General features: G+C 35.7%; 28 protein-coding genes and 1 other RNA gene. 4 read left to right on the plus strand and 25 right to left on the minus strand.

The features are described 5' to 3' along the window. Nucleotides 1-237 precede the first annotated feature (237 nt). On the plus strand, nt 238-438 hold the full coding sequence (locus tag GGQ92_RS01875; RefSeq protein WP_184243988.1) for a cold-shock protein: 201 nt from the start codon (nt 238-240) through the stop codon (nt 436-438). A 147-nt stretch (nt 439-585) separates the two neighbouring features. Continuing rightward, complete coding sequence (locus tag GGQ92_RS01880; RefSeq protein WP_184243990.1) at nt 586-978, plus strand: ribonuclease HI family protein; 393 nt, start codon at nt 586-588, stop codon at nt 976-978. Here the strand turns inward: GGQ92_RS01880 and GGQ92_RS01885 are convergent, their stop codons facing one another. The 9 genes from GGQ92_RS01885 to GGQ92_RS01925 all read right to left on the minus strand — a co-directional run bounded on the left by GGQ92_RS01885 (nt 979) and on the right by GGQ92_RS01925 (nt 5,565). Next, nucleotides 979-1,257: a DUF6123 family protein gene (locus GGQ92_RS01885; RefSeq protein ID WP_184243992.1), complete on the minus strand. Its 279-nt coding sequence runs from the start codon at nt 1,255-1,257 to the stop codon at nt 979-981. Between the two features lie 46 nt (nt 1,258-1,303). Continuing rightward, on the minus strand, nt 1,304-2,440 hold the full coding sequence (locus GGQ92_RS01890) for a THUMP domain-containing class I SAM-dependent RNA methyltransferase (protein ID WP_184243994.1): 1,137 nt from the start codon (nt 2,438-2,440) through the stop codon (nt 1,304-1,306). Nucleotides 2,441-2,609: 169 nt separating this feature from the next. Further along, nucleotides 2,610-2,997: RNase P RNA component class B (rnpB, locus tag GGQ92_RS01895), an RNA gene on the minus strand. 74 nt (nt 2,998-3,071) lie between these two features. Then, nucleotides 3,072-3,365 (minus strand): cell division regulator GpsB, encoded by a 294-nt coding sequence (gene gpsB, locus GGQ92_RS01900; protein ID WP_184243996.1) that lies wholly within the window; start codon nt 3,363-3,365, stop codon nt 3,072-3,074. Nucleotides 3,366-3,420: 55 nt separating this feature from the next. Further along, nucleotides 3,421-3,966: an SLOG family protein gene (locus GGQ92_RS01905; RefSeq protein WP_184243998.1), complete on the minus strand. Its 546-nt coding sequence runs from the start codon at nt 3,964-3,966 to the stop codon at nt 3,421-3,423. A gap of 151 nt (nt 3,967-4,117) precedes the next feature. Continuing rightward, nucleotides 4,118-4,468: a CotD family spore coat protein gene (locus GGQ92_RS01910; RefSeq protein WP_184244000.1), complete on the minus strand. Its 351-nt coding sequence runs from the start codon at nt 4,466-4,468 to the stop codon at nt 4,118-4,120. Between the two features lie 92 nt (nt 4,469-4,560). Then, nucleotides 4,561-4,962, minus strand: coding sequence for a cytidine deaminase (locus GGQ92_RS01915; RefSeq protein WP_184244002.1), 402 nt, complete (start codon nt 4,960-4,962; stop codon nt 4,561-4,563). 3 nt (nt 4,963-4,965) lie between these two features. Then, nucleotides 4,966-5,310, minus strand: coding sequence for a DUF1798 family protein (locus GGQ92_RS01920; protein WP_246383887.1), 345 nt, complete (start codon nt 5,308-5,310; stop codon nt 4,966-4,968). A gap of 99 nt (nt 5,311-5,409) precedes the next feature. Further along, nucleotides 5,410-5,565, minus strand: coding sequence for a hypothetical protein (locus GGQ92_RS01925; protein ID WP_184244004.1), 156 nt, complete (start codon nt 5,563-5,565; stop codon nt 5,410-5,412). 781 nt (nt 5,566-6,346) lie between these two features. On the opposite strand from GGQ92_RS01925, the gene recU reads away from it, so the two are divergent. Together recU and GGQ92_RS01935 are read left to right on the plus strand one after the other, a co-directional pair. Next, nucleotides 6,347-6,937: a Holliday junction resolvase RecU gene (recU, locus tag GGQ92_RS01930; RefSeq protein ID WP_184244006.1), complete on the plus strand. Its 591-nt coding sequence runs from the start codon at nt 6,347-6,349 to the stop codon at nt 6,935-6,937. Nucleotides 6,938-6,952: 15 nt separating this feature from the next. Then, a complete protein-coding gene (locus GGQ92_RS01935) occupies nt 6,953-9,718 on the plus strand; it encodes a penicillin-binding protein 1A (RefSeq protein WP_184244008.1) in 2,766 nt (921 codons plus the stop codon). 63 nt (nt 9,719-9,781) lie between these two features. Here GGQ92_RS01935 and nth read toward each other — a convergent pair whose 3' ends face one another. The 16 genes from nth to GGQ92_RS02015 all read right to left on the minus strand — a co-directional run bounded on the left by nth (nt 9,782) and on the right by GGQ92_RS02015 (nt 24,194). Then, nucleotides 9,782-10,438 carry an endonuclease III gene (gene nth, locus GGQ92_RS01940; protein ID WP_184244010.1) on the minus strand — a complete coding sequence of 219 codons (657 nt, stop codon included), beginning with the start codon at nt 10,436-10,438 and terminating at the stop codon, nt 9,782-9,784. Nucleotides 10,439-10,448: 10 nt separating this feature from the next. Next, nucleotides 10,449-11,123 (minus strand): DnaD domain-containing protein, encoded by a 675-nt coding sequence (locus GGQ92_RS01945; protein ID WP_184244013.1) that lies wholly within the window; start codon nt 11,121-11,123, stop codon nt 10,449-10,451. Nucleotides 11,124-11,323: 200 nt separating this feature from the next. Continuing rightward, a complete protein-coding gene (locus GGQ92_RS01950) occupies nt 11,324-12,505 on the minus strand; it encodes a pyridoxal phosphate-dependent aminotransferase (RefSeq protein ID WP_184244014.1) in 1,182 nt (393 codons plus the stop codon). 19 nt (nt 12,506-12,524) lie between these two features. Beyond that, entirely contained in the window at nt 12,525-13,049 is a 525-nt protein-coding gene (locus GGQ92_RS01955; protein ID WP_184244016.1) for a hypothetical protein, read from the minus strand. Next, nucleotides 13,015-13,188, minus strand: a complete 174-nt coding sequence (locus tag GGQ92_RS01960; protein WP_184244018.1) for a YpmA family protein — start codon at nt 13,186-13,188, stop codon at nt 13,015-13,017. Before GGQ92_RS01960 ends, GGQ92_RS01955 begins: the two co-directional genes overlap by 35 nt. A gap of 69 nt (nt 13,189-13,257) precedes the next feature. Beyond that, a complete protein-coding gene (locus tag GGQ92_RS01965; RefSeq protein WP_184244020.1) occupies nt 13,258-14,076 on the minus strand; it encodes a ComEC/Rec2 family competence protein in 819 nt (272 codons plus the stop codon). Between the two features lie 75 nt (nt 14,077-14,151). Beyond that, entirely contained in the window at nt 14,152-16,842 is a 2,691-nt protein-coding gene (gene dinG / locus GGQ92_RS01970; RefSeq protein ID WP_184244023.1) for an ATP-dependent DNA helicase DinG, read from the minus strand. Nucleotides 16,843-17,242: 400 nt separating this feature from the next. Continuing rightward, nucleotides 17,243-17,626 (minus strand): aspartate 1-decarboxylase, encoded by a 384-nt coding sequence (gene panD / locus GGQ92_RS01975; RefSeq protein WP_184244025.1) that lies wholly within the window; start codon nt 17,624-17,626, stop codon nt 17,243-17,245. Nucleotides 17,627-17,637: 11 nt separating this feature from the next. Then, nucleotides 17,638-18,510: a pantoate--beta-alanine ligase gene (panC, locus tag GGQ92_RS01980; RefSeq protein ID WP_184244027.1), complete on the minus strand. Its 873-nt coding sequence runs from the start codon at nt 18,508-18,510 to the stop codon at nt 17,638-17,640. Continuing rightward, entirely contained in the window at nt 18,507-19,349 is an 843-nt protein-coding gene (gene panB, locus GGQ92_RS01985) for a 3-methyl-2-oxobutanoate hydroxymethyltransferase (RefSeq protein ID WP_184244029.1), read from the minus strand. Before panB ends, panC begins: the two co-directional genes overlap by 4 nt. An 11-nt stretch (nt 19,350-19,360) precedes the next feature. Then, nucleotides 19,361-20,329 carry a biotin--[acetyl-CoA-carboxylase] ligase gene (locus tag GGQ92_RS01990; protein WP_184244031.1) on the minus strand — a complete coding sequence of 323 codons (969 nt, stop codon included), beginning with the start codon at nt 20,327-20,329 and terminating at the stop codon, nt 19,361-19,363. Further along, a complete protein-coding gene (locus GGQ92_RS01995; protein ID WP_184244033.1) occupies nt 20,305-21,498 on the minus strand; it encodes a CCA tRNA nucleotidyltransferase in 1,194 nt (397 codons plus the stop codon). The genes GGQ92_RS01990 and GGQ92_RS01995 overlap by 25 nt, the downstream gene beginning before the upstream one ends. Beyond that, on the minus strand, nt 21,491-22,624 hold the full coding sequence (gene bshA, locus GGQ92_RS02000; protein WP_184244035.1) for an N-acetyl-alpha-D-glucosaminyl L-malate synthase BshA: 1,134 nt from the start codon (nt 22,622-22,624) through the stop codon (nt 21,491-21,493). Before bshA ends, GGQ92_RS01995 begins: the two co-directional genes overlap by 8 nt. Before the next feature lie 27 nt (nt 22,625-22,651). Further along, nucleotides 22,652-23,044 (minus strand): methylglyoxal synthase, encoded by a 393-nt coding sequence (gene mgsA, locus GGQ92_RS02005; protein ID WP_184244037.1) that lies wholly within the window; start codon nt 23,042-23,044, stop codon nt 22,652-22,654. 9 nt (nt 23,045-23,053) lie between these two features. After that, entirely contained in the window at nt 23,054-23,854 is an 801-nt protein-coding gene (gene dapB / locus GGQ92_RS02010; RefSeq protein ID WP_184244039.1) for a 4-hydroxy-tetrahydrodipicolinate reductase, read from the minus strand. After that, nucleotides 23,847-24,194, minus strand: a complete 348-nt coding sequence (locus GGQ92_RS02015) for a nucleotide pyrophosphohydrolase (protein ID WP_184244041.1) — start codon at nt 24,192-24,194, stop codon at nt 23,847-23,849. The genes dapB and GGQ92_RS02015 overlap by 8 nt, the downstream gene beginning before the upstream one ends. Nucleotides 24,195-24,257: the final 63 nt, after the last annotated feature.

The raw sequence follows: 24,257 nt of genomic DNA on the forward strand, positions 1-24,257 counted from the left end.
TTCTTTGTTGTTGTACTGCATATCTTTAGACTCTCTTCCTTGACTCCATATTTATAATAAGCTATAGTAAAAGACGAGTAAAGAAGATGTTTGGGTTCATTATTACTAGGTAGCTTCTATAGAAGTATTTGGAATGATGATCCTTTACTTTGCTATAGTCGCTACCTATTTTTGTCCTTTCATCTCCTTTAGACAATTTACCACGTTATTGCGTGAAAGTTTTAGGAGGAAGAAAATATGCAAAACGGTATTGTAAAATGGTTCAACGCAGAAAAAGGCTATGGATTTATTCAAGTAGAAGAAGGAAATGATGTCTTTGTACATTACTCCGCAATTCAAGGAGAAGGTTTTAAAACTTTAGAAGAAGGGCAAGAAGTAACCTTTGAAATCGTTGAAGGCGAAAGAGGTCCTCAAGCAGCAAACGTTGAGAAAAAATAAGTTCATTTGTTTAAGTGTATAAAGAAAAGTAAGGCGTAGAAGCTAGACAAATTCCATAAGAATATGCTATAAAAAAGGCGGTGACGTATCATCGCCTTTTTATTATGCATACATAGGATATAACCAATGTTATGAGGTGACGTTTAATTGATAGAACTTTATACAGATGGAGCTTGCCAAGGTAATCCAGGCCCAAGCGGTATTGGATTATACATAAAGATCAACAATGAAAGAATTAGGCTATCTGAATATATTGGCCATTGCACAAATCATGAAGCAGAATTTATAGCCATTTTAAAAGGACTTGAATATTGTCAGCAATATTATCCAAATGAAATTATATCCTTGCGCTCGGACTCCAAAACTGCAGTGGAAGCAATCGAAAGAAAGTTCAGTAAAAATGAGAACTTTCAGCCGTATATAACGAGAATAAACGAACTAGCTGAAACGTTTCCTTATTTTTTTATTAAATGGATTCCTGAAAAGCTAAATAAAAGTGCAGACCAACTAGCCAAAAAAGCTATTCACAATCCTCTTTAATTAATCTGAGAGGAGACCATTTTGCTTTAATATGGAAACTACCTCTCGATTAGATTGAACATTTGCTTTCACGAATAACTCCAACAAACTAATATAAAAACCCCTATCAAAAGCCATCTGTAACCGTAACGTTTGAGATAATGCAAACATAGCATGACTGGCGGATGCGTTTGTGTATTTTTGACAAAAGTAGATGAAGCTTACTTCTTCATCTGTAAGCTTAAAACCCTTTGCCCATAAATCTTCCAAAAAATGAGCCAGCAGCTCGCTTTCATTCATATTGTAATTCTTCTCCTCTTCTTCCCTCTTATTATCTATTCTATTTTTACTTAACCCATTTGCCGAAGTATTGATAATAGTCTGTCTTAATAAAACCGTTGAACAATTTTCTTTTCTTAGATGCTTGTCTTCCAAATAATGATTCAAAATTTTCATTTGCCGTAATCATATAGACACTCCAACTTGGATATTGCTTTAAAACCTTCCCTAAAGCTCTATACATGTCCTCGGTCTCTTTCTTATCTCCAATACGTTCTCCGTATGGCGGGTTGCTGATAATGTAGCCATTTACTGCTTTTGTATGAAAGTCCGTTGCTTGCATCTGTTTCCACTCAATTAAGTCTGCTAAGCCAGCTTCCATCGCATTGTTTTTGGAAATTTCAATCATACGATGATCGATATCTGTACCTATAATTTCTAACTTTTGATCATAATTTGCTAAGTCTTCCGCTTCTTCAAATGCTTTGTCCCAATTCTCTTGCTTCATAAATCCCCACTCTTCCGCAGCAAAGCTACGATTAAAGCCTGGAGCAATATTTTGACCAATCAATGCAGCTTCTATCGGAATGGTACCCGATCCACAAAATAGGTCATACAGCGGTAAATCTCCACGCCAATTTGTTAGTTGGACAAGTGCAGCAGCTAACGTTTCTTTCAGTGGTGCTTCCCCTTGGCCTGTGCGGTAACCCCTTTTATGTAAACCTGCACCAGAAGTATCCATGGTTAACGTAACTTTATCTTTTAGTAACGCAACCTCTACTTTATATTGCTCACCTGATTCAGAAAGTCTATTGGCTATTCCATGTTTCTGCTTTAAACGTTCTACTATAGCCTTTTTAACAATTGCCTGACAATCGGAAACACTAAAAAGTTTGGATTTATGTGATTTACCATTGACTGGTATAGCACCATTTTCCGGGACAAACTGCTCCCATGGTAATGCTTTTGTACCTTCAAATAACTCATCATATGTTAATGCAGTAAATTCACCAACTATTAGCTTTACCCGATCCGCAGTACGTAGCCATAAGTTTGTACGTGCAATTCCTAACGCATCTGATGAAAAGATTACTTTTCCATTCTCGACTGTTACATCTTCATAACCAAGACTTTTTACTTCTTTAGCGACAACAGCTTCCAATCCCATTGCTGCAGTAGCAATCAATTTGTATTCCGCGCTCATTACAACCCTCATTCCTAGTATGTAAAATCATTAGGTAAAGATACCCGCTCTAACCTACTGCTTTCTATTATAACGTGTGTTGGTTTATGACACAATAAAACCCTCTATTTCCAAATTAATAAAGGAAAAAGAGGGTTCACTATTCTATTTTATGTATGACCAGATGAATGTCCGTAAGCCATGTTCTGTCCTCCGTACTCCAAGCGGTGGTCAGCCTCGTACAAAAGGTGTAATCATCTGTCTACAAGCAAAATGCTTGTCCTTCATTCGGTTCCGTATTCCCTAATAGAAGATGCCCCTACCAATATTTGGGTTGCTCGCTCGTGGGGTTTACCGCGTTCCACCTAGATTGTTTCCAACCTAGCTACGTCACTGTGGCACTTTCAAGGTATTTTCCCCCTATCTCTTGAGAGACTTAGGGAATTTCCCTGCCGTTAGCTAAAATAGCTACCTTGACTTATGATTTCGTCAAGCACGAACACTACAAGCATCTCAGCTTGTGCGAGCATGGACTTTCCTCTGTATAGTTTAGACTATACAGCAATTACATCAACATTCATCTAAACAAACAATCTTTTCGAATCTATTATCTATTTTACTCTTTTCACTTGGAATATTCAATGGGAATTTTTTACAAACCTTCGTCTTCTGTACGTTTGCCAAACACTGCCTTCTCTAAATTAGACAGGCGTTTTAAAATATCATAATTGATTTGATGATTACTTGTTGTAGGACGGATTCGTGTTTCTGATTGTTTTTTCAATCGGTCATTTTCTTGTCTAAGTCGCTGTATTTCTTCTTGAAAGTATTCATAATCTTGAATAATCACATCTAGAAAATCATCGACTTCATCTTGATTATAGCCTCTCATCGTTGTTTTAAAATTTTTTTCTAAAATATCTTTCCCACTTAATTGATTTGCCATTATTTCCACCTCTACTTTATCATTACCATCATTTTTTCAGAAAGTCCTTAGCTTGTCAATTTTCTTCCGCCATCTCTCTTGCCACGTCTTCTAAATCAAACGGAGTAATAAAGAGAATTTCATAATTACCCGCTTCTACCGCTTTTTTAGCTTTTTCTGCAAAAAAAGTAACAGATCCTAAGTATTCTTCATCACCTAAAATACAAGCTCCATCTGTTTTATCGATCAGCCAATTATCTTTATTTTTTAATTGATAAGGTCCTTCGTATGTTTTTGGATAGAGTGGTTGATAAAAATCAGAAGCTTCTATAATTTCTTGAAATTTTGCTTGGTAAAAGTCCGGCCATCTAGATTCATATTCAAGAAATGGAGGAAATATGCCAAGCTTTATAGGATAACTTTCTTTTAGATCTAATATAATTTCTGCTGCCCATAATTCAACACCAATTTGACCAGTCATAATGACCCATTCCAAACCGTTATCAATCATACTTATTAATTTACGCCTAATTGCTTCTTTAATGATTGCAATTCTTTTATCCTCCGGGTGCTGAATCGCTAATTCCCATGGTCTATTTCCTGTTAATGTTATAGTCTTCATTTCATCAACCTCTATTCATTCTCCTTTAAGTATATGGTAAATCTGTCTTAGTTTCTACTGTTAACTTTTCAAACAAAAATTAAGGTAAAACTTGAAATAAAAACAGCCGTCAATAGACGACTGTTTTATGGTTCTTATTCGAATTTTTTGTTTAGAAAAATCCACCTTGATTAAATCCGCCAGGCCCGCCTTGATTAAATGGTCCAGGACCTGGGCCAGGTCCACCCGTGTTAAAAAATCCGCCTTGATTAAAAGCTCCTCCCCCACCTGGTGGGAAAGTATTTCCGCCAAATACGTTGACTTGACTAACTGTATTTTGTTGTGAATTCGTGTGCGGATAGAAATGCTTGTTTTTAATAATGTGATTATTTACATGGTTTGTGTGGGATGGATGAACATGATTTACAACACTCTCACTACAAGATTGCGTTTGATTACACTTAGTTGGATATACGATTGTCTTTTCTCCACAAGGTCGGCAACATGGTCTTCTAAAACTCATTTAAACTCACCTCTCTATTCATTTTCTATATTAAGATATGTTCGTTCAGTGAGTTTGTCTGAGGCAATGACCTAGTTCTTGCAATTTTATTGTTATTTTTTATTCATATCATCCGATTGGAAGGAAAAAGGTAATATTTCCTCCATCGTTGTTTGTTTTGTATTAAGTTGTAAATTAGTTATATAAATTTCTGTCTCTTCCGTGAAAAATTCACTCATAACTTGACGACAGGAGCCACACGGTGGGACTGGTCGATTTGTGTCCGCTACTACGGCTAATGCTTCAAATTCTTTTTCACCTTCTGAAATAGCCTTAAATATCGCTACACGCTCTGCACAAAGAGTGACTGGATATGCAGCATTCTCAATATTACAGCCTGTATATACTTTACCTGACTTAGTACGTAATGCTGCTCCAACATTAAATTTCGAATAGGGCGTATATGCCATCTCACGCGCTTCTATTGCTAGATTAATTAGTTCGTCTTGGTTCATTATCTATTCAGCCTCACTTTTTAATTTATTCATATCCTTTAACAATTGCTCCAAAACATATTTTATTGATGTATGAAGGTTCATATACCTCCGTAATCGAGCATCAATATAGTAGCTGTGTAAGATTACTAATCGCAAATTCTCTAATGTAGAGTCAATTTGTTGAGGATGAACAGATACCTCTCTATTTTTTACGAATTCCATTGATTCCTTTCCCCACTGTTCAATTTGTTCAAAGGGTTTTTCCGTCTCTTTTTTAACATATTCAAAAAAGTCCATGTCTCTTCTATTCTCTGGCTTTTCATTATTTTCATACCGGTTTTTACAATCTTCTATGAGTGTAAGCAAAGTAATGGTTAGCTCTTTCAGTTTCAGTGTAAGTCCTCCTTCTTAGCTCTTTATACTATTAATGTATCACTTTGCTCAATATTTTTCGAATAGGAATGATTAAGATATATCTTCTTTCAGCGTAACATGGTTTACTTGCCATTTATTATCGATCTGCATGTCGGCGTGTCGGAAATTCCAACGAACCTCCATTTCATCCACTATATTCATTAAATTTTGTAATTTGCTTTCTAATTCTTTTTTAGTAACGGTCATAATAAATCCCTCCAATTTTACTACTACTTCTCTTATTCCTTTTTTTATCGTTAAATCCTTCATGACTGACAAAACTAGAAACAGGGCGACAAAGAATCCTATATTTTTCATGTAAGAGTGCATGATATTAACAATGTGTGAAATACTGTTTTTAAGAGGAGGGTTGATTAATCATGTCAAAGGATATGTCAAAAGAACAACGTAAACAAAAAAATCATAATAAAAGAGAAGATGAATCCATTCCCACACAAAATGATAAAAAATTAAAAGGCCCAAATAAACCATCTGTATAACTATCTTTCATTAGGTCGTTGATGCGTATATTGCATGAACGACCTTTCTTATTAATAAGCATTATGTGTATGAATCTTAGAAAATATGTAAATAATGAAAAGACCGACAGAAAAATCAAGATGATATTCGAATATTAGACTATAGTTTGTCTTCTTGTGGTATAACAGTTAGTGACTACTCTTGCACTTCCGTTTATTAATAAACAAGAGGCTAGGCTATTTATTACTTGCACCTGCGCCTTCGGCTTGGTACTAGCTAAGTTTTCTTTTCACTTTGGTCCAAATCAATTTCTTGCGAGATGATTGATCGACGAAGATGAAATTTTATGTTCAAAGTATAAGGGCAACTAAAGCTATTACCTGCGCCTTCGGCTTGATACTAGCTAAGTTTTCTTTATTGAACTTATTGGTGAGGTGACGTATGATAAACCTAGCATTTCACTATATAATTCTCATGCATCAATGGTGAAATAATTGGAGGTAATATCATGCGCTATCCAAACGGTAGGCAAAAGAGGAGTAGTCTGACTCAAAGCAATCGAAAGGCACCAATTCGTTATGGTAACCGTGGTATGACATTAGAGGAAGATATTAATGAGACAAATGATTTTTATTTAGCTACGAATAAAGCAGTCATCCACAAAAAACCGACACCTGTACAAATTGTGAAGGTCGACTATCCTAGTAGAAGTGCTGCAGTCATAAAAGAAGCCTATTTTAAGCAGCCGTCGACGACAGACTATAATGGAGTTTATAATGGAAAATATATTGACTTTGAAGCAAAAGAAACATCAAATAAAACTTCCTTTCCACTGAATAATATACACGAACACCAAATTTACCATATGAAACAAGTGACTGCACAACAAGGACTAAGTTTTTTAATCATTCGTTTTACCTATCATAACGAAACATACTTTTTTCCTGCTGAACGCTTATTTTTTCATTGGCAACAGAAGGAAAACGGTGGAAGAAAATCAATAAGCTATGAAAATGTGAAAGAAGAAGGCATTTTAATACCGATTCAATATCAAGCAAGGGTGGATTATTTATCCGCAATGAATCAGTATTTTGTCTAGAACGGAGGAATGATGATGGCGAACGAACAATCATCAAGAAAAGCAAGAAGAAAACAGGCACAAAAGCAAAAAAGTAAAAATAAACCTTTATGGAAACGTATTTTCCGGATCGCACTTATAGCCATTTTACTTATAGGTCTTGGTGTTGGATCCGTATTTGGATATTATGTTGTGACAGCTCCAGACCTAGATGAAGAATTATTAGCAGATCCTGCTTCTACTAAATTACTAGATATAAATGGAGATATTTTTGCTGATCTAGGGGTAGAAAAACGTTCCAAAATTAGCTACAACGATATTCCGGATATATTAGAAGATGCAATATTAGCTACAGAAGATGTGCGATTTTTTAACCATATAGGAATTGATTTCCGACGAATTGGTGCTGCTGTGTTAGCGAACTTCAGTGATGGATTTGGTTCTCAAGGTGCTAGTACGATAACACAACAAGTAGTAAAAGGCTCCTTCTTATCCGACGATAAAACGATGAAGCGTAAAGTACAAGAACAATGGTTATCATTAAAACTCGAACAAAAGTATTCTAAAGAAGAAATTTTTGAAATGTATGTAAACAAGATTTACTATGGCGCAGGTGCTTATGGTGCCGCAACAGCAGCTGAAGTTTACTTTGGTAAAACAGATTTAAATGATTTGACATTACCAGAGGCAGCCTTGCTCGCAGGTTTACCTCAGCGTCCAAGTGCATATGATCCATTCGTTAATCCCGATTTAGCTAAGGAAAGAATGGAAACCGTACTAAATTTAATGGTCAGACATAATAAAATTTCACAAGCAGAAGCGGATGAAGCTTTAGAGGTTGATGTTACTTCCCTCTTAACAACAAAGCGAAAAGATTATGTGAAGTATGAAGGCTTTATCCAACAAGTAGAGGAAGAAATAGAAGAAAAAACAGGTTTAAATATATATGAAGACAGTTTGAAAATTCATACAACGATAGACCCTAAAGCACAAGAACATGTCGAATTCCTATTGAGTGATGATGAGAGTAATCCGATTAATTACAGTAGTGATCCGGAAATGCAAGTTGGATTAACGGTTGTAGATACGCAAACAGGTGCCATTCGTGCGGTTGGACCAGGACGAAATAGAGACTCCAATGGATGGAACTACGCGATACATGGGGATGGCAGACAGCCAGGTTCCACCATTAAGCCTCTAACTGTTTATGGTCCTGCAGTAGAACATATGAAAATGTCTACGTATCATCAGTTGTTAGATGATAAGCCATATCCTATTAAAGGTACAGACGATGTTATAAGAAACGCAGGCCGAAACTATAGTGGTTGGGTAACTGCTCGTGAAGCTCTTACCCGTTCCCTAAATGTGCCGACGGTAAAACTTATGGAGGAAGTTGGTTATGAGAACGCTAAAGAATTTGCGAAAGGTCTTGGACTCTCCTTCCATGAAGATTCATTAACAATTGGAGATGCAATCGGTGGTACAGCGTCCACTGCTACACCGTTAGAAATGGCTGGTGCATATGCAGCATTTGGAAATGGTGGAGTATATCACGAACCATATGCGGTTACTAAAATAGAATATCCTAATGGAAAAGTGGAAGAATTTAAATCAAAAGCAGAAATAGCTATGGAAGATTATACAGCTTATATGGTAACAGATATGTTAAAATCTGTAGTCCAAAGTGGTACGGGTAAAAGTGCGAATATAAGTGGATTACCTATGGCAGGAAAGACCGGTACAACAAATCTTGATGAAAAACTTGGTGGTGGGAATCCGGATGTATGGTTTGTTGGTTACACAACCAACTATACAATCTCTGTATGGACTGGCCACGATAAAGCAACAGAAGTGTTGGATAAGGATGTAAAAGGCATAGCCAGACAATTATATCGAGAAACAATGACATATATTTCCGAAGGCGTAGAAACAAAGGATTTTGAAAAACCTAGTTCTGTTGTCGAAGTGAAGGTGGAAAAAGGAACCAATCCTCCTAAGCTTCCAAGTGACTATACTCCTTCCTCTAACATTATTACAGAGCTATTTGTTAAAGGTACAGAACCAAGTAAAGTATCTGAAACGTTTGATGAGTTGGAGGCTGTTACTAATCTATCAGCGACATATAATGAAGATTCGGAAAGTATAGATGTAACATGGGATCATGACAATGAGGATGCTGAATTTAAAGTTTCCGTTGGTACATCTCAAGATAATTTACGAGAACTAACGACGACAGATTCAACTAATGTGACAATTGAAAGTGTCGAAAAAGGATCTAGTTACTTTATCCAAGTTATCGCCTTTACAGAAGAATTAGAAAGTGAACCTGCGTCAACTTCGGTGGAAATTGAATCAGATCAACCAGATAGTCTAGAAGCGGTAACTCAATTAAGTCAAGAACTAAATCCAAATGCCTTAAAGGCACTTGTCAGCTGGCAATATTCTAGTGAGTATCCAGTAGAATTTGAAGTGAGCGTCCAAATGGATGGTTCAACAATTGAGAATCTCACAACAAATAAAAATCAACTGAATTTAACACAATTACAACCGGAGAAAACGTACACTGTCACTGTTACACCGGTACTGAAAGAACCATCATTGAGAGGTCCTTCAAATTCAGTCCAGATCTCAACACATGGCTTATCAAAAGAGGAAGAAAATAATCAGGCGCCACCACCAGAAGATAACGAAGAAGATCCGGATGAAGCTGAAGAAAATGAACAGAATGAGGAAGAAAATAACCAAAATAACCAGAATAACGGAAACAATGCTTCACAAGAACAAGATGAACAAGAAGAGTAATTAATACCCATTAAAAAGACTGCTTATTCCTTTATATAAATGGAATAGCAGTCTTTTTTTCTACTATGCTCGTGCTTTTGCTTTCATTCTTTTTTGGCCTTCACGACAAATATCTAACAGTGGACATACTTCACATTCAGGGCTTCTAGCCTTACAGTGATACCTTCCAAAGAAAATCAGCCGATGATGAGTTTGACTCCATTCATCTCGAGGGATCTTCTTCATTAACGTCTTTTCCACTTCCAGTACACTATCTTTCCAACGACAAATACCTAACCTTTTTGATACACGTTCTACATGGGTATCAACAGCTATAGCTGGCTCTCCGAAAGCTACAGACGCTACAACATTTGCTGTTTTTCTGCCAACACCAGCTAATTTTTCTAATTCTGCCTTAGTGGAGGGTACTTCCCCGCCATATTGCTCAATTAAAGTTTCGCATAATTTTCTAATGTTTTTTGATTTATTACGATATAAACCGATAGACTTAATATCATTTTGTAATTCTTCGAGCGGTACATTTAAATAGTCTTCCGGATTCTTATATTTTTGGAATAAATCCTTCGTCACCTTGTTCACTAATGCATCTGTACACTGAGCAGATAAAACAACTGCAATTAATAATTCAAACGGATTTTCATGTGTTAATTCACAATGTGCATCAGGATACATTTTTCCTATTTCGTCTAAAGCAAATCGAATATCCTTCTTTGTAAGCATTCCTATTCCCCTATTCTTCTAACCAATTATAGTATAAGGATTTATCATATGAGTTCTGCTTGTTTGCTGGCTTATTCTCGACTTTATGAAATCCTCTACTCGTTTCCTTTGCTTGTTCTTCTGTTTTTATTCCCTTTCTTCTCCACTCACTTAAAATTCGATCAATATACTTAAAATTTAATTTACTCATTAGCACTGCTTCTCTTAGTGCGGCTAATATGATAGCAACATCATTTTGATCTTCATCTATCCACTGGTTGATAAGTTCGATTTCAAAAGGAGATAATGGACGACCGAATTCCGTTTCAAAACGTTGAAATAACTCCCCGAAGTCCTGTTTAATCTCTTTTGCTTCATCTTTTGGTTCGTTTAAAAGCTTATTCCATAAAGGTTCTAGTGAATAGATCTCCTTTCGAATTCCCCTATCCTCTTCATCAATAATCTCTAGATAGCCATGTTGTATTAATGTCTGCAAAATCATGGAGCATTCATCTTTCGACATGGTTACATGGTTTGCCAGTTCTTCCGGTGTAGGAAAATACACGTCGGAATACTTAGCAACTTGGATCTGCAACAGAATAGCTAGTTGTTGTTCATTTAAACCAATCTTTTTATAATCTGTTAGTAGTTTTTTGGGAAGATTAATCATATTAGCTAATAGCGTGTCTAGTTTTATTTCAGTCATTTTACTGCCACCTTATTACATACATTTTATTTAAACGTATTTTCGGTTGAATAAGACAAAAATCGACATTTCTTCTCGACTGTCCATTTTATTAATCAATTTACGTACAATTAACGAGAGTTTAAGCAAAAAGAGGACTGCCTAAAAAAGTTTGGCAACAATTTTGGACAGCCCTGTTTCTCTATATAATTTACCAGTGTTTATTGGTGAGTTTCTACAAACCGTCTGATTCGTTTTGCTGCTTCCTCTAACTGCTCGATAGAAATTGCATAGGATAATCGAACGTTATCAGGAGCACCAAATCCTGAGCCAGGCACGAGAGCAACTTTTTCTTCTTCTAGTAAAGCTGCAACCCAATCGTCTACTGAATCAAAGCCATTCATCGTAGCTGCTTTTTTCACGTTGGGGAATAAATAAAACGCTCCTTTAGGTTTTACACACTCAATTCCAGGTATTGCTGTTATCCAATCATATAGCTTTTCTAATCGTTCGCTAAAAGCAACTCTCATTTTTTCTACTTCTTCTTGATTACCAGTATAAGCCGCTTCTGCCGCTACCTGTGCAATAGATGTAGGATTAGATGTTGAATGGGAAGCAAGATTTGTCATCGCTTTTATGATTGTTTCATTACCAAGTGCGTAACCAATTCTCCAACCAGTCATAGAATGAGATTTTGAGACACCATTGATAATAACTGTCTGTTCTTTCAACTCATCTGACAGCTGAGCAATGGAATAATGGTCTGTATCTGCATAAATTAACTTTTCATAAATTTCATCTGAGACAATAAGGATATTATTCTCTAAGCAAATATCTCCCAAAGCCTTTAATTCTTCTTTTTCATACATTACACCAGTTGGGTTACTTGGTGAGTTAATAATTACCGCTTTTGTTTTCTCCGTAATAGCAGCTTTTAAGTCTTCTGGTGTTAGCTTAAAATCATTTTCTTCCTTTGCATTTACGATGACTGGGTTACCTTCTGCAAGTTTGATTTGTTCTGGGTAACTTACCCAAAATGGAGCTGGAACTATTACCTCGTCCCCTTTATCTAATAAAACCTGAAATAACGTATAAAGAGCATGCTTTGCACCAATAGTTACAATAATTTCTCCCATATCATACGTGAGTCCCTGATCTTGTCTCATTTTCGCTTGAATTGCTTTTTTAAGTTCAAGTGTTCCCCCAGAAGGAGTATATTTCGTGAATCCATCATACATCGATTTGGAGGCTGCATTTAAAATATGATCTGGTGTATTAAAATCAGGCTCTCCAGCTCCTAGTCCGATTACGTCATGACCTGCCTGTTTTAACTCCTTAGCTTTTGCTGTGATCGCCAATGTTGTAGATGGTGTTAAAGTTTGAACTCTCTGTGCTAAATTCATCCTAATTATTCTCACCTTTCTAATGTTCCAAAGAACGTTTTAACGTAAGTTTATAATGTGACAAATCCTCTAAAAGAATATGTTCCATTACATATTGTTGCTCCGTATTTTTATAATTTACTTCGAGCACGATATAACCATTATCTACCCCTATCTCATCATGGAGATATTGGCATCCATTACATCTACTCTTCCATTCATCCATTGCCTCTTCTCTGCTATGTAACTCATTCGTATGGAATGTATACATCTCCCAATTATCGTCATCCGGAGCAACTATATAATAATAACTTTCTTCACTCTTTATAGCCTCTATTATATAATACAATTGATCGCCATGATATCTATTAACTTCTATTATATCAGCATTTGGTTCCATTTCTTCAATATAAGCAATTACATCATCAAATTGCTCTCCCTTCGAACCCATAACTTCTTGATAAATCGTTATTGCGTAAATAAATAACAAGATAAATACTAGACTAACACTTACGGTTATAAAGATTTTTTTATGTTCGGTAAATAGAGAAAATTGCTTTATCATCGTCACCCTCATTTAATGACAAACCGAACATTAGATTTTCATTTTTTAATGTACGGTTCAAACTGTCAACAATTTTATATAAGTCATCTGAATATTTGACTTCGACTGTAGACAGGGTGGTAATTTTTGAATTGTTCATTTATACTACCTCTCCCTATATCGGTGTCTCTTTTCTTATTTTGCTAGACTTGCACTGATTTTTCAACTATTATTCCAATTTTTTATCATAAATATCTTTATACCTAAACACAGATTGATTTTTAGAAAGTATTTCATAGTCATCTTTCGTAAAGCGAATATAAATACTGCCTGTTTTATGAACAAAGTAAACGTCAATCCATCTAGAGTTCAATAATTTAATTAAATCATTATTTATTTGGTGACTTTTACTTGTAAATACAATACTAACATACGGATCCATCACAGCAAGTATTTGGTCAGATGGAGTTACTCCGCTAGCAAATTCAGCAATTTTTATTATATCTATATCTACAGTTTGAATAAAATTATTATCAATATCCTCTTGACCATCGTTTAAGAAAAATACATTCTCGTCCCCAAATTGGGCGATAAAAGATATATTCCCTCTCGCAGATATGTCCACGATACGAAAACTTAAATCTCCCCATTCAAGATCTTTATTTACATCATTCCATTGGTTTAGATTTGGTAAGTCCATTGTATTTAAACTTGATGGCCCGTAGACATCGACGCCGGAATAATTGTTGACGAGATACTCCAAATTCCCTGTGTATTCCTCATCTTTGTTTGTAATAAAGATTGCGTCAAGTTTTTTTATCGATAATCGATCGAGATGTTCTAACAGTTTATCACGACTCGACGGTGCGCCTGTATTAATCAGAATTGCCTGTTGATCCTCATAATCCACAATAGCCGTAGCTTCTCCATTAGGAATGTTGAGAAAAATAACATCTATATAATTATCCGAGAAATTCCAAGTCGGCACAGAAATAAGCAAAAGTGCACATGCAGGGATAAATAACAGGTACTTAATCAAATAAGTCAATTCCTTCCCAACCTTCTAAAGTTTTCGACATTCATTTCTTCCTATCGTTAGAATGGCTAAAAAGGAAACAAAATATCACAGCCAGTTATTGGCTTTATCGATTAGTTGATTAAGCGAATCATATTGGATATTTACCTTAGGTATAGAATTTAGGAAGTATTTACCGTACGATTTTGTCATTAGCCTGTCATCCATAACAAAGATGATTCCATGATCCGTTTTTTTTCGTATAAGTCTTCCAAATCCTTGACGAAACTGTAGTACAGCTTCTGGTAAAGAGAATTCCATAAAAGGGCTCTTTCCTTCAAGTTTAGCTTGTACGGACTTTTTCTTGAACAGTGGTTGACTAGGTGATTGAAATGGTAATTTCACAATAACTAAGCAAGTTAAATCCTCTCCTGGTAAGTCAATCCCTTCCCAAAATGCATTGGTACCAAATAAAATAGCTCGTTCAAATGATTGGAACTGTTTTATAAGTCTGTTCCTACTGCCACTTGTAATACCTTGTCCAATCATGACGTAATCAGAGCCAAGCTCAGTTTCTTTTAGCAGGTAATAGCATTTCTTTAGCATATCGTAGGATGTAAACAAAACAAGTATTTTTTTATGAACTTTAGCTGTAGCAAGAGAAAGTAATGCTTCTGTAATAGCATACGTAAACTCATCATTTGAAGGATATTGAATCGCTGGTAAGTCATTTGGAATCATTAATTGAATATTTTCCCCATATGGATAATTGTATGGAAATTGATAAAAGTCAATAGTATCGTCTGATAATTCTAATTTTTTCCGCATGTAGTCAAAATCATGATTAATAGTAAATGCTGCACTAATTAAAACAACTGTATTTTTCTCTTCTAGAAGTGCCCGGACATACGTTTTTCCAGCATTGATCGGTTCTCTATAAAGATAAACAGCATTTTCCGCACCGTTTTTATCGATTTCAATCCACGATACATCTTCATCTTTAGGGTCAAGTAATATTTCTCTTAATTCTTGAATATAAGCCTCAAGTTGTAGCAATTCAGATGATAGAAATGTTTCGGTAGGATCCTTTAATTCGTAATGAAACACTTTACACATAGCTTTTAAACGATCGATTATTTCTCTTAGATCGTCTCTTAATGACATGGAATAATCTTCTAACATAAATTGCAACCTACCAACATCATTCGTCTGCTGCTTCAAGCGGTTATTTTCTTTCACAAAAGTAAATAAGAAACGGAATAATCGATCTGTTTCATACTTTAACTCTTCTAAATGATGTTGAAGCTTTAAATCGGATTGAGACAGTATTTGTTTCTCAATTTGGTTATAAAGTATCGCGAATTGCACATAGGAGATAGTTTCTCCCATATGTTTTGTAACTGCTGTTTCTATATGATGTGCTTCATCCATTATTATTTTTTTATAAGGAGGTAACATTTGTTCCTTTTTCAATAAATCTAATGCAACAACAGCATGATTTGTAATAATGAGTTGAGATTCAGCAGCTCGTTGCTTCATCCGTTCATAGAAACAGATACTCTTAAAGCTTCGATTTTCACGTAATTCACTACCGACAAGTAAATTTTGAAAAACTGGGTTATCTTGTCTATGTAGTGCAATGTCATCAATATCACCAGTCTTCGTTTCTGTTAACCAAACTAGTATTTTTCCTTTAAGAATACAATCATATTCATTATTTGCATCTTTATCATTAAAATAACTATAAAATTTTGCTAGACTTAGGAAATGATTTTTTCCTTTCACAATTGTTACGCGAATTGGCTTAGGCAGAAAAGGTTGGAGTTTCCTAATTTCGTCATGTAGCAATTGTGTTTGTAAATTAGTCGTTGAGGTGCTAATAACCACTCTATCCCCATACTTAATGCTTTCATACATAACAGGTATTAAATACGCCATAGTCTTCCCAGACCCAGTGTCTGCTTCAATCATCGCATGTCTCTTACTTCTAAATTGATTAAATATTGTTTCGCTAATTTTTTGCTGACTTTCACGTTCTTCATAATCGTTATAGATAGTAGATAATATTTTCCCGTGACCATAAAAGGCATCTATAAACTCTTGGTAGGAACCCATATTTATAGAATGAAACGTGTTCGTTTTATCAGATTCGCGTTTTAAATAAAAACCATTATAGTAAAAAAGATCCTGTCGCTTCTGTTTTGGTTGGAGCATTCTTCTTAATGTAGCAAAATCTGTTTTAAGTCCTCCAAATAATTCTTCCAGCTGTTGAATCGTCTGATTCGGTAGTCTATTCAATTTATCTTTTAAATGAAGGAATAGATGCGCGGTTACAATAGCATCAGAAATTGCACGATGTGGTTGAGAATGTTCTAAATGCAAGTACTGGCTTAGCTCTGTTAACTTATATCCTGGTGCTTGGGGTAATAAAATACGTGAAAGCTCTACAGTATCAATCATTGGTTTCCGTCCTAATGAATAACCAGCATAGTCAAGCTCCGTTCGTAAAAAAGGGATATCAAATAACACATTGTGAGCAACAAGGACTGTTCCTTCAATAATCTCCATAACTTTTGGTGCGACTTCTTTAAATGTAGGTTGATCCAATACATCCTCATTCGTAATAGAAGTTAATTGTGTTATAAATGGCGGTATTAACTTACCTGGATTTACATATTGGCTATATGTTCCTATTATTTTATTGTTTTCAATTAGGACAATACCTATCTCAATTATCTTGTCCCCTCTTGTTGCTGACTGGCCAGTAGTTTCAATGTCAATAACTGCAATACGTGTCAAAAAAATCAACCCCATTAAATATATCAACTATTCTGGAACGAATGTTTATACTCATAATAATCCTATTACTCTCATCTTATACACGTACATGCAATTGCGCAAGAATGGTGAACGATCTATCACAATCCACATAAATGACGTAGACTATAAAAGACAAGCTGGCGGATATCAAAAGCTAAATAAACGGAACGAAATATTAAAAAACGAGAATTCAAAAACTGAGCCAAGTACAAGACTTCTGCATTAATATACTGTCCTAAATTATTTTAAACGTAACAAAGCGTCTTAAAATAAATTGAGGCGTTACATGCAAGAAGTGATGTACAGTGACCCAGTATTACTAATTATTACGATTAGAATTAACGATGGAACTCCTTTTGCTACAGCCTCTTAGTTGAAACTATAAAATCGATAAAGGTGGTTCTTGTTCAATGATTTCCTTAATGTTATTATTTTCATCCATTACTGCTACTTTTGGCTTGAAGTCTATTAATTCTTCTTCTGACAGGATTCCATAGCTTACAATAATAATAATATCATCGGGCTGAACAAGACGAGCAGCTGCACCATTTAAACAAACAGTACGACTACCTCTTTCACCAGGTATTACATACGTTTCTAGTCTTTCTCCATTATTATTGTTAACAATTTGCACCTTTTCATGAGGGAGGATTCCAACTCGCTCTATAATATCTTCATCAATGGTAATACTACCTACATAGTTTAAATTCGCTTCTGTTACCCTTGCGCGATGAATTTTCGCTTTCATCATCGTTCGTAACATGTTTCTTCCCCCTAAGATATCACTTCTATCATTTTCCCTGAAGGATCAAGAATAATATTATCAATTAAACGCGCCCCATTAAAATAGACCGCTATTGCTATAATAAATTGGTTATCGAAAGTTGTTATTGGTTCCAGCTTCGGATAACTAAGAATATCAACATAATCAATTTTACCTGACGTATGTTCTTCCAAATATTTCGTTACTTTCTCTCTTATCATATCAGTATTTTGATTCCCGTCAATGATAAATTGTTGAGCCAAAATTAATGATTGGTAAAGGTGAGTAGCTTCTGCTCGTTCATTAGTATTGAGATAAACATTCCGACTACTCTTAGCTAATCCGTCCTTTTCACGCACCGTTGGTATTCCAACTACATGAACAGGTAGGTTGAAATCTTTTACAAATCCTTTAACAATAGCAAACTGCTGTGCATCCTTTAAACCAAAGTATGCGTAGTCTGCTTTCGTTATATGAAATAATTTCATTAGGACCGTTGCTACTCCATCAAAATGTCCTGGTCTACTTTTGCCACACAAGCAGTTTGTACGTTTTTCAATGCTTACCTTTGCTATCGTATCATCCGGATACATTTCATCCACTGAAGGCATAAAAAGAATATCTACTCGGTGTTTTTCAGCCAGTTCAGTGTCTCTTTCCTCATCACGAGGATATTGATCAAAGTCCTCATTTGGACCAAATTGTAATGGATTTACAAAGATACTTGTAATGACAATATCACATTGTTGCTTTGCATAATCGATTAGAGCAGTATGTCCTTCATGTAAATAACCCATAGTTGGAACGAAACCGATTGTCTGTCCTCGTTTCTTAAACTCATCTGTTACACTGCTCATTTCCTTGACCGTTCGGATTACCTTCATTGTTTGTCCTCCAACCTAATCGAATCCATTATTTCTTCTTTTATTTTAAAGGAATGGTCAGATGTAGGAAACGAAGCTTCTTTTACCTCTTCATGATATTTCTTTAACCCACGCACAATCTCTTCCTCTGTGTTGGAATATGTTTTAACAAATGATGGTTGTAAGTCTGATCCATATTTTAACAGATCATGATAAACTAGCACCTGACCATTACAGTCTACTCCAGCTCCAATGCCTATCGTTGGTATGGAAATGGATTCGGTTATGTGTTTAGCTAATAAGTCTGGAACACATTCAAGAACAATCGCGATAGCTCCACTTTTCTCCAATGCCTTTGCATCCTTAATGAGCTTTAATGCGGTTTCTTTGTCTCTCCCTTGTACTCTAAATCCTCCCAAGACATTTACAAGCTGTGGCGTTAAACCAATATGGGCAACTACAGGTACACCTGCAGCGGTTAATTTTTCGATTAAGTGAAGGGTGTCATCCGTTACCCCCTCTAGTTTAAGAGCCTCAGCTCTTGTTTTCTGTACAATTTTTTGAGCGTTAATCATCGCTTGTTCGATCGAAAGATGATAGGACATAAAAGGCATATCTACAACCATAAACGTATCCTTTGCGCCTCGTCTTACTGCTTTTGCGTGATGAATCATATCCTCTACAGTTACTTCTATCGTTGAATCATAGCCAAGTACGACCATCCCTAATGAATCGCCGACTAATATAGTATCGATACCAGCCTGTTCTGCAAGCTTTGCTGAAGGATAATCATAAGCTGTAACCATTGATATCTTTTCATTAGCTTGCTTCATTTTCTTCCAATCATTTATCGTTTTCATGTTATGTCTCCTTACCAAATTATTTCACCACTATATAAAGGAACGGTTTCGTTTCCATGTTCAATAAGTAATGCACCATTATCGTCTATTCCTATAAGCTTTGCGGAATATGTCTTTTGTGGTGTTTGAATGGTAATCATTTCATTCATTTTGTAAGCCATTGACGCCCATTTCTGTTTATATGTATGAAAACCAGTATCCATATATTGCTCATAGTTTTTTTCTAAAGCTGTCAAAATATCTTGGACAATCTCAGCACGATTCCACGTTAAATTGGAAGCTATATTAATAGAGGTTGCTTTTTCTCGTAGATTACTAGAAAATTGATTTTCATTCTGGTTAATGTTAATTCCTATACCTATAATTAAATAGTTAATCGAATCCAATTCACCATTCATTTCCGTTAGTATTCCACAAACCTTTTTGTCATTAATGTACAAGTCATTTGGCCATTTCACTTTCAATGGTAATCCTGTCAATGTAGAAAGAACCTCTGCAATGACAACGCTCGTAAACAACGTAATTTGAGCAGCTTGATGTGGAGCCATTTGAGGTCTTAGAATCACACTCATCCAGATACCGCCTTTATTCGATTCGAAAGGCCTTTCTAGCCGTCCCCTTCCTAATGTTTGTTCATTCGCGATAACTACAGTGCCATGTGGTGCATGTTTCTTAGCTAGATCGTGAGCCATATTTTGGGTGGAATCAATGGATTCTTTAAAATACAACACGTTACCTAACCATTCAGTGGATAATCCCCATTTAATGGTCGATTCATTATAAGATTCGGGTATTCGCGTTAATCGATACCCTTTTTTAGGGGCTGAATCAAACTCATAGCCATCCTTTTTCAATTCGTTTATATGCTTCCAAATAGCAGTACGCGAAATATCTAATTGTTCTGATAATTCTTGTCCTGAAATGTATTGTTCACCATTTTTCGATAGTAACCGAATCAGCTTGTCACGTTTTGATGCCATTTTATTAACCACTCACCAATCACTTTTTTCTCATTTTTTAATTTCCCTAATACAACCTGCTTCTCTATTAACACTAACATTTCTTCCAACCATGCTCCAGGTCGTTTATTCGGAAACAGTTGAATTAAGTCGGTACCATTAATAACTAGTCCACGTCGGTTTCGTATCGGTAATGATTCCTGAAGTTCATAAAAGTCCACTTTTTGTAAATATCCCATTCTTCTAATCAAAGAAGAGAATGACTGAATTAAATGTGGAGAGAGTTGATATGCAATCCATTTTAATTTTTCTCTATCATATTGATGATAGATCACCACAAGATGCTTTGTGTCCTGTTTAATACGGTTCGACAGTTTCCACTCTCTTATCCAATCAGAGATTGTTACAGATGGACAGGAAAGGTGGATATAACTAATGCACTCTTCTAGGCTTATAAAAGGCTCTTTCTGGTTTAATAGTAATGCTAGTAAATTATTATGTTCCTTGAAAATGGGTAAAAACTCAGATAACTTAGTATTTTCTATAGAGTGAAGAGCCTGTCTCATCCCATTAGCTACAATTAACTTTCCCCATTCATCAGCTAAACGTTCTACTGATATTTTCTTTAAAAGGTATGCATGTTGTTTTATTGCAATCAATGTAGATTCATCGATATGAAAGTTTAACTGCGCACTAAAACGAATGGCTCTCATCATTCTGAGGCCATCTTCTTTAAATCGTTGCGAGGCTTCACCAACGGTTCGTATAATACCGCGCGCAAGGTCTGATTTACCGTTAAACGGATCGATTAAACGTTGGTCCTTCGTAAAAGCCATCGCATTAATTGTAAAATCGCGCCTTGCCAAGTCTTCACGTAAAGAAGTAACAAATTGTACTTCATCTGGTCTTCTGTAATCTGAATAACCTTTTTCTGTTCGGAAAGTAGTAATCTCAAATGATTCTTGCTCATATCTTACTAAGACCGTGCCATGTTCAATGCCAGTTGGAAAGGTTTTAGGGAATATTCGAATAATATCATTTGGAAGTGCGGATGTGGCAATATCGATATCATGTACAGCTCGATTTAATAGTTTATCTCTTACCGCACCTCCGACAATAAATGCTTCAAAACCAGCCTTTTCTATTTTCTCAATTATTTTACCTGCTTTTTTAAAGCTCGATTCAATCATTTGTCTCACCTAGAACTCTTTCATAAAGTGCTTCGTATTGCGAACCGATTTTTTCAGAAGCGAATTTGCGATAGACAGATTGATTTGCTGCCTCAGAAAACTGTTTCCATGTACTTGTATTAGATAATAGTTGATATGCATATTCAGCTGTAGCATCTGTGTCACCCAATGGGACAATAAAACCTGTTTCATTATGCTCAATTACCTCAGGTATACCACCAACCTCAGTAGCTATACATGGCACACCTGCTATCATTGCCTCTAGTAAAACAAGTCCAAAGCTTTCCTTTTCAGATAATAAAAGCAGTAGGTCAGCATCTGCCAATATCATGGGAATATCTTTTTGTTTCCCTAAAAAATGAACTTTCTCATTGATTCCTAACTCTTTCGTTAAAGCTTTCATCCGCGAATATTCAGGTCCATCACCAACGAGCAGAAGCCTAGCAGGTGTTTTATTTAGTATTTTCTGAAAACTCACTACGACATCTTCCACACGTTTTACTTTTCTAAAATTAGAGATGTGGACAATAATTTTTTCTTCAGCATTGATATTGTATCTTTCACGAAAACTATTGTGAAAAGGCTTAGAGTACTCATCTTCTATAACGAAATTATAAATTACTTGGATTTCTTTTTGTATATCAAGCATTTCTTGCGTTTGATTTACTAAACTTTCAGAAACTGCTGTCACAGCATCAGATTGTTGTATACCGAACTCAATTATTTTTTTTAATGATAAATCAATTCCTAAAACAGTAATATCAGTACCATGTAAAGTTGTTACGATTTTTACCGGATGTTTAGCAATTTGTTTTGCTAAGATTGCACAAATTGCATGTGGTATCGCATAATGCGCGTGAATAATATCAAGTTTCTCTGACTCAATTACTTCAGCTATTTTATTTGCTAACGTAAAATCATACGGTGGATATTGAAAGACGGGATAATGATTCATCTCAACTTCATGGAAATATATATTAGGATAAAAAGAATCCAAACGAAATGGTACACTGGAAGTAATAAAGTGAATCTCATGTCCTTTTTTTGCTAACATCTTCCCTAACTCCGTTGCAACAATACCTGATCCGCCTACAGAAGGATAGCAAACAATTCCTATCTTTAACATAAATTAATCCCGCCCGTTTTCGTTATATTATTTAAGTTGTCGCCAACCAAAGAACCCAGAATCCAATGCACGTATCATGACTTCTGCTCCGCCGATATTCGTTACTAATGGAATTTGATAAACATCACATAGACGCATTAACGCACTAATATCTGGTTCATGTGGTTGTGCTGTCAGTGGGTCTCGGAAAAAGATAACGAGGTCCATTTCATCGGTAGCAATCCTTGCTCCAATTTGCTGATCTCCTCCTAATGGACCGGAAGCAAAACGATATACCTCTAATCCTGTAGCTTCTTCAATCCTTTTTCCTGTTGTACCAGTTGCAAATAATTGGTGATCCTTAAGAATGTTTGTATAAGCGATCGTAAAATTCACCATGTCATCTTTTTTCTTATCATGAGCTATAAGTGCAATTTTCATTATTTTCACCTACTCCAAAATATTTTCAAGACCGTAAACAAGTACATCTAACTTCATAACCTGATCAACAGCTAATTTAACACCACTCATAAAGGATTTGCGATGCATGGAATCATGCTTTATTGTTAAAATTTCGCCTTCCCCACCAAAAATAACTTCCTGGTGTGCAACAAGTCCAGGTAATCGCATACTATGAACCCTCATGCCATCATAATCCGCTCCACGAGATCCTTTTAACGTTTCTTTTTCGTTCGGATGTCCTTGTTGTTTGGATTCTCTTACTTCTTTAATAAGAGCTGCCGTCTTAACTGCGGTTCCAGATGGGGCATCTAACTTTTGATCATGGTGCTTTTCAATGATTTCGACGTCCGGGTAATATTTTGCCGCCCATTTCGCGAATTGCATCATTAGAACTGCGCCTATGGCAAAATTCGGTGCGATAATAACACCCAATTGCTTTTCTTCTGCTAACTGGGACAGCTCCTCGATTTGCACGTCTGTAAATCCAGTCGTACCTACTACTGGTCGAACACCATGCTGTAATGCAGTTTTTGTATGTAAATAGCCAAATTCTGGTGTTGTTAAATCGATTAATACATCAGCGTTTACTTCTGATAAGCATTTCTCTATATCTGTATAGATTAACGCATCCAATGCAGGAAGCTCATTGAACTCAGAAATGTTCTTTCCATCATATTTATGATCTAAACAGGCTACTAAGTCTAAACTTTCTTCTTTCTCAATCATTCGTAGTGCTTCACTACCCATTTTACCTCTAGGTCCTGCTACAATTACCTTAATTTTATCCATTCAAATCCTCCTCATCAATTCGTGTCCAACGATCCTTGTCTCTTGTTTCAATTTTATCCATTGTTTTTGTGAACGCTTCAGCTAACGATATGTTTTGTGAATTAGCAAAACAAATCATTACGAACAAGAGATCTCCTAATTCAGCTTCAATGGAGTTATCTTTTTCTTCTTTCTTTTTCGGCTTTTCGCCATATGTATGATTCACTTCACGAGCTAACTCACCAATTTCTTCTGTAAAGCGCGCTAGCATACTAAGTGGAGAAAAATAGCCTTCCTTGAATTGTGATATGTATTGATCGACACGTTCTTGCATTTCTTTCATCTTTATCTCATTATACATTGCTTGTCCTCCTCAAATAAAGTAAAAAGACAGATGTACTAACCCATCTGTCTCGATAAAACA

Origin of the sequence: Gracilibacillus halotolerans, from assembly GCF_014206945.1 — a bacterium.
Taxonomy (GTDB): domain Bacteria; phylum Bacillota; class Bacilli; order Bacillales; family Amphibacillaceae; genus Gracilibacillus; species Gracilibacillus halotolerans.

What these genes read in the sequence shown, in the direction of transcription:
- GGQ92_RS01905 (WP_184243998.1), bottom strand. Translation starts at nt 3,966, where the DNA reads ATGAAGACTATAACATTAACAGGAAATAGACCATGGGAATTAGCGATT.
- GGQ92_RS01925 (WP_184244004.1), bottom strand. Translation starts at nt 5,565, where the DNA reads ATGACCGTTACTAAAAAAGAATTAGAAAGCAAATTACAAAATTTAATG.
- bshA (WP_184244035.1), bottom strand. Translation starts at nt 22,624, where the DNA reads ATGTTAAAGATAGGAATTGTTTGCTATCCTTCTGTAGGCGGATCAGGT.
- GGQ92_RS01990 (WP_184244031.1), bottom strand. Translation starts at nt 20,329, where the DNA reads ATGGCATCAAAACGTGACAAGCTGATTCGGTTACTATCGAAAAATGGT.
- GGQ92_RS02015 (WP_184244041.1), bottom strand. Translation starts at nt 24,194, where the DNA reads ATGTATAATGAGATAAAGATGAAAGAAATGCAAGAACGTGTCGATCAA.
- panB (WP_184244029.1), bottom strand. Translation starts at nt 19,349, where the DNA reads ATGAAAACGATAAATGATTGGAAGAAAATGAAGCAAGCTAATGAAAAG.
- nth (WP_184244010.1), bottom strand. Translation starts at nt 10,438, where the DNA reads ATGCTTACAAAGAAGGATATTCGATTTGCTTTAGACGAAATAGGAAAA.
- GGQ92_RS01915 (WP_184244002.1), bottom strand. Translation starts at nt 4,962, where the DNA reads ATGAACCAAGACGAACTAATTAATCTAGCAATAGAAGCGCGTGAGATG.
- GGQ92_RS01955 (WP_184244016.1), bottom strand. Translation starts at nt 13,049, where the DNA reads ATGATAAAGCAATTTTCTCTATTTACCGAACATAAAAAAATCTTTATA.
- GGQ92_RS01885 (WP_184243992.1), bottom strand. Translation starts at nt 1,257, where the DNA reads ATGAATGAAAGCGAGCTGCTGGCTCATTTTTTGGAAGATTTATGGGCA.
- mgsA (WP_184244037.1), bottom strand. Translation starts at nt 23,044, where the DNA reads ATGAAAATTGCACTTATAGCTCATGATAAGAAAAAAGATGACATGGTG.
- GGQ92_RS01890 (WP_184243994.1), bottom strand. Translation starts at nt 2,440, where the DNA reads ATGAGCGCGGAATACAAATTGATTGCTACTGCAGCAATGGGATTGGAA.
- GGQ92_RS01935 (WP_184244008.1), top strand. Translation starts at nt 6,953, where the DNA reads ATGGCGAACGAACAATCATCAAGAAAAGCAAGAAGAAAACAGGCACAA.
- GGQ92_RS01960 (WP_184244018.1), bottom strand. Translation starts at nt 13,188, where the DNA reads ATGAACAATTCAAAAATTACCACCCTGTCTACAGTCGAAGTCAAATAT.
- GGQ92_RS01945 (WP_184244013.1), bottom strand. Translation starts at nt 11,123, where the DNA reads ATGACTGAAATAAAACTAGACACGCTATTAGCTAATATGATTAATCTT.
- GGQ92_RS01950 (WP_184244014.1), bottom strand. Translation starts at nt 12,505, where the DNA reads ATGAATTTAGCACAGAGAGTTCAAACTTTAACACCATCTACAACATTG.
- GGQ92_RS01995 (WP_184244033.1), bottom strand. Translation starts at nt 21,498, where the DNA reads ATGATTGAATCGAGCTTTAAAAAAGCAGGTAAAATAATTGAGAAAATA.
- dapB (WP_184244039.1), bottom strand. Translation starts at nt 23,854, where the DNA reads ATGGATAAAATTAAGGTAATTGTAGCAGGACCTAGAGGTAAAATGGGT.
- gpsB (WP_184243996.1), bottom strand. Translation starts at nt 3,365, where the DNA reads ATGGCAAATCAATTAAGTGGGAAAGATATTTTAGAAAAAAATTTTAAA.
- GGQ92_RS01875 (WP_184243988.1), top strand. Translation starts at nt 238, where the DNA reads ATGCAAAACGGTATTGTAAAATGGTTCAACGCAGAAAAAGGCTATGGA.
- panC (WP_184244027.1), bottom strand. Translation starts at nt 18,510, where the DNA reads ATGAAGGTAATCCGAACGGTCAAGGAAATGAGCAGTGTAACAGATGAG.
- GGQ92_RS01910 (WP_184244000.1), bottom strand. Translation starts at nt 4,468, where the DNA reads ATGAGTTTTAGAAGACCATGTTGCCGACCTTGTGGAGAAAAGACAATC.
- recU (WP_184244006.1), top strand. Translation starts at nt 6,347, where the DNA reads ATGCGCTATCCAAACGGTAGGCAAAAGAGGAGTAGTCTGACTCAAAGC.
- panD (WP_184244025.1), bottom strand. Translation starts at nt 17,626, where the DNA reads ATGTTACGAACGATGATGAAAGCGAAAATTCATCGCGCAAGGGTAACA.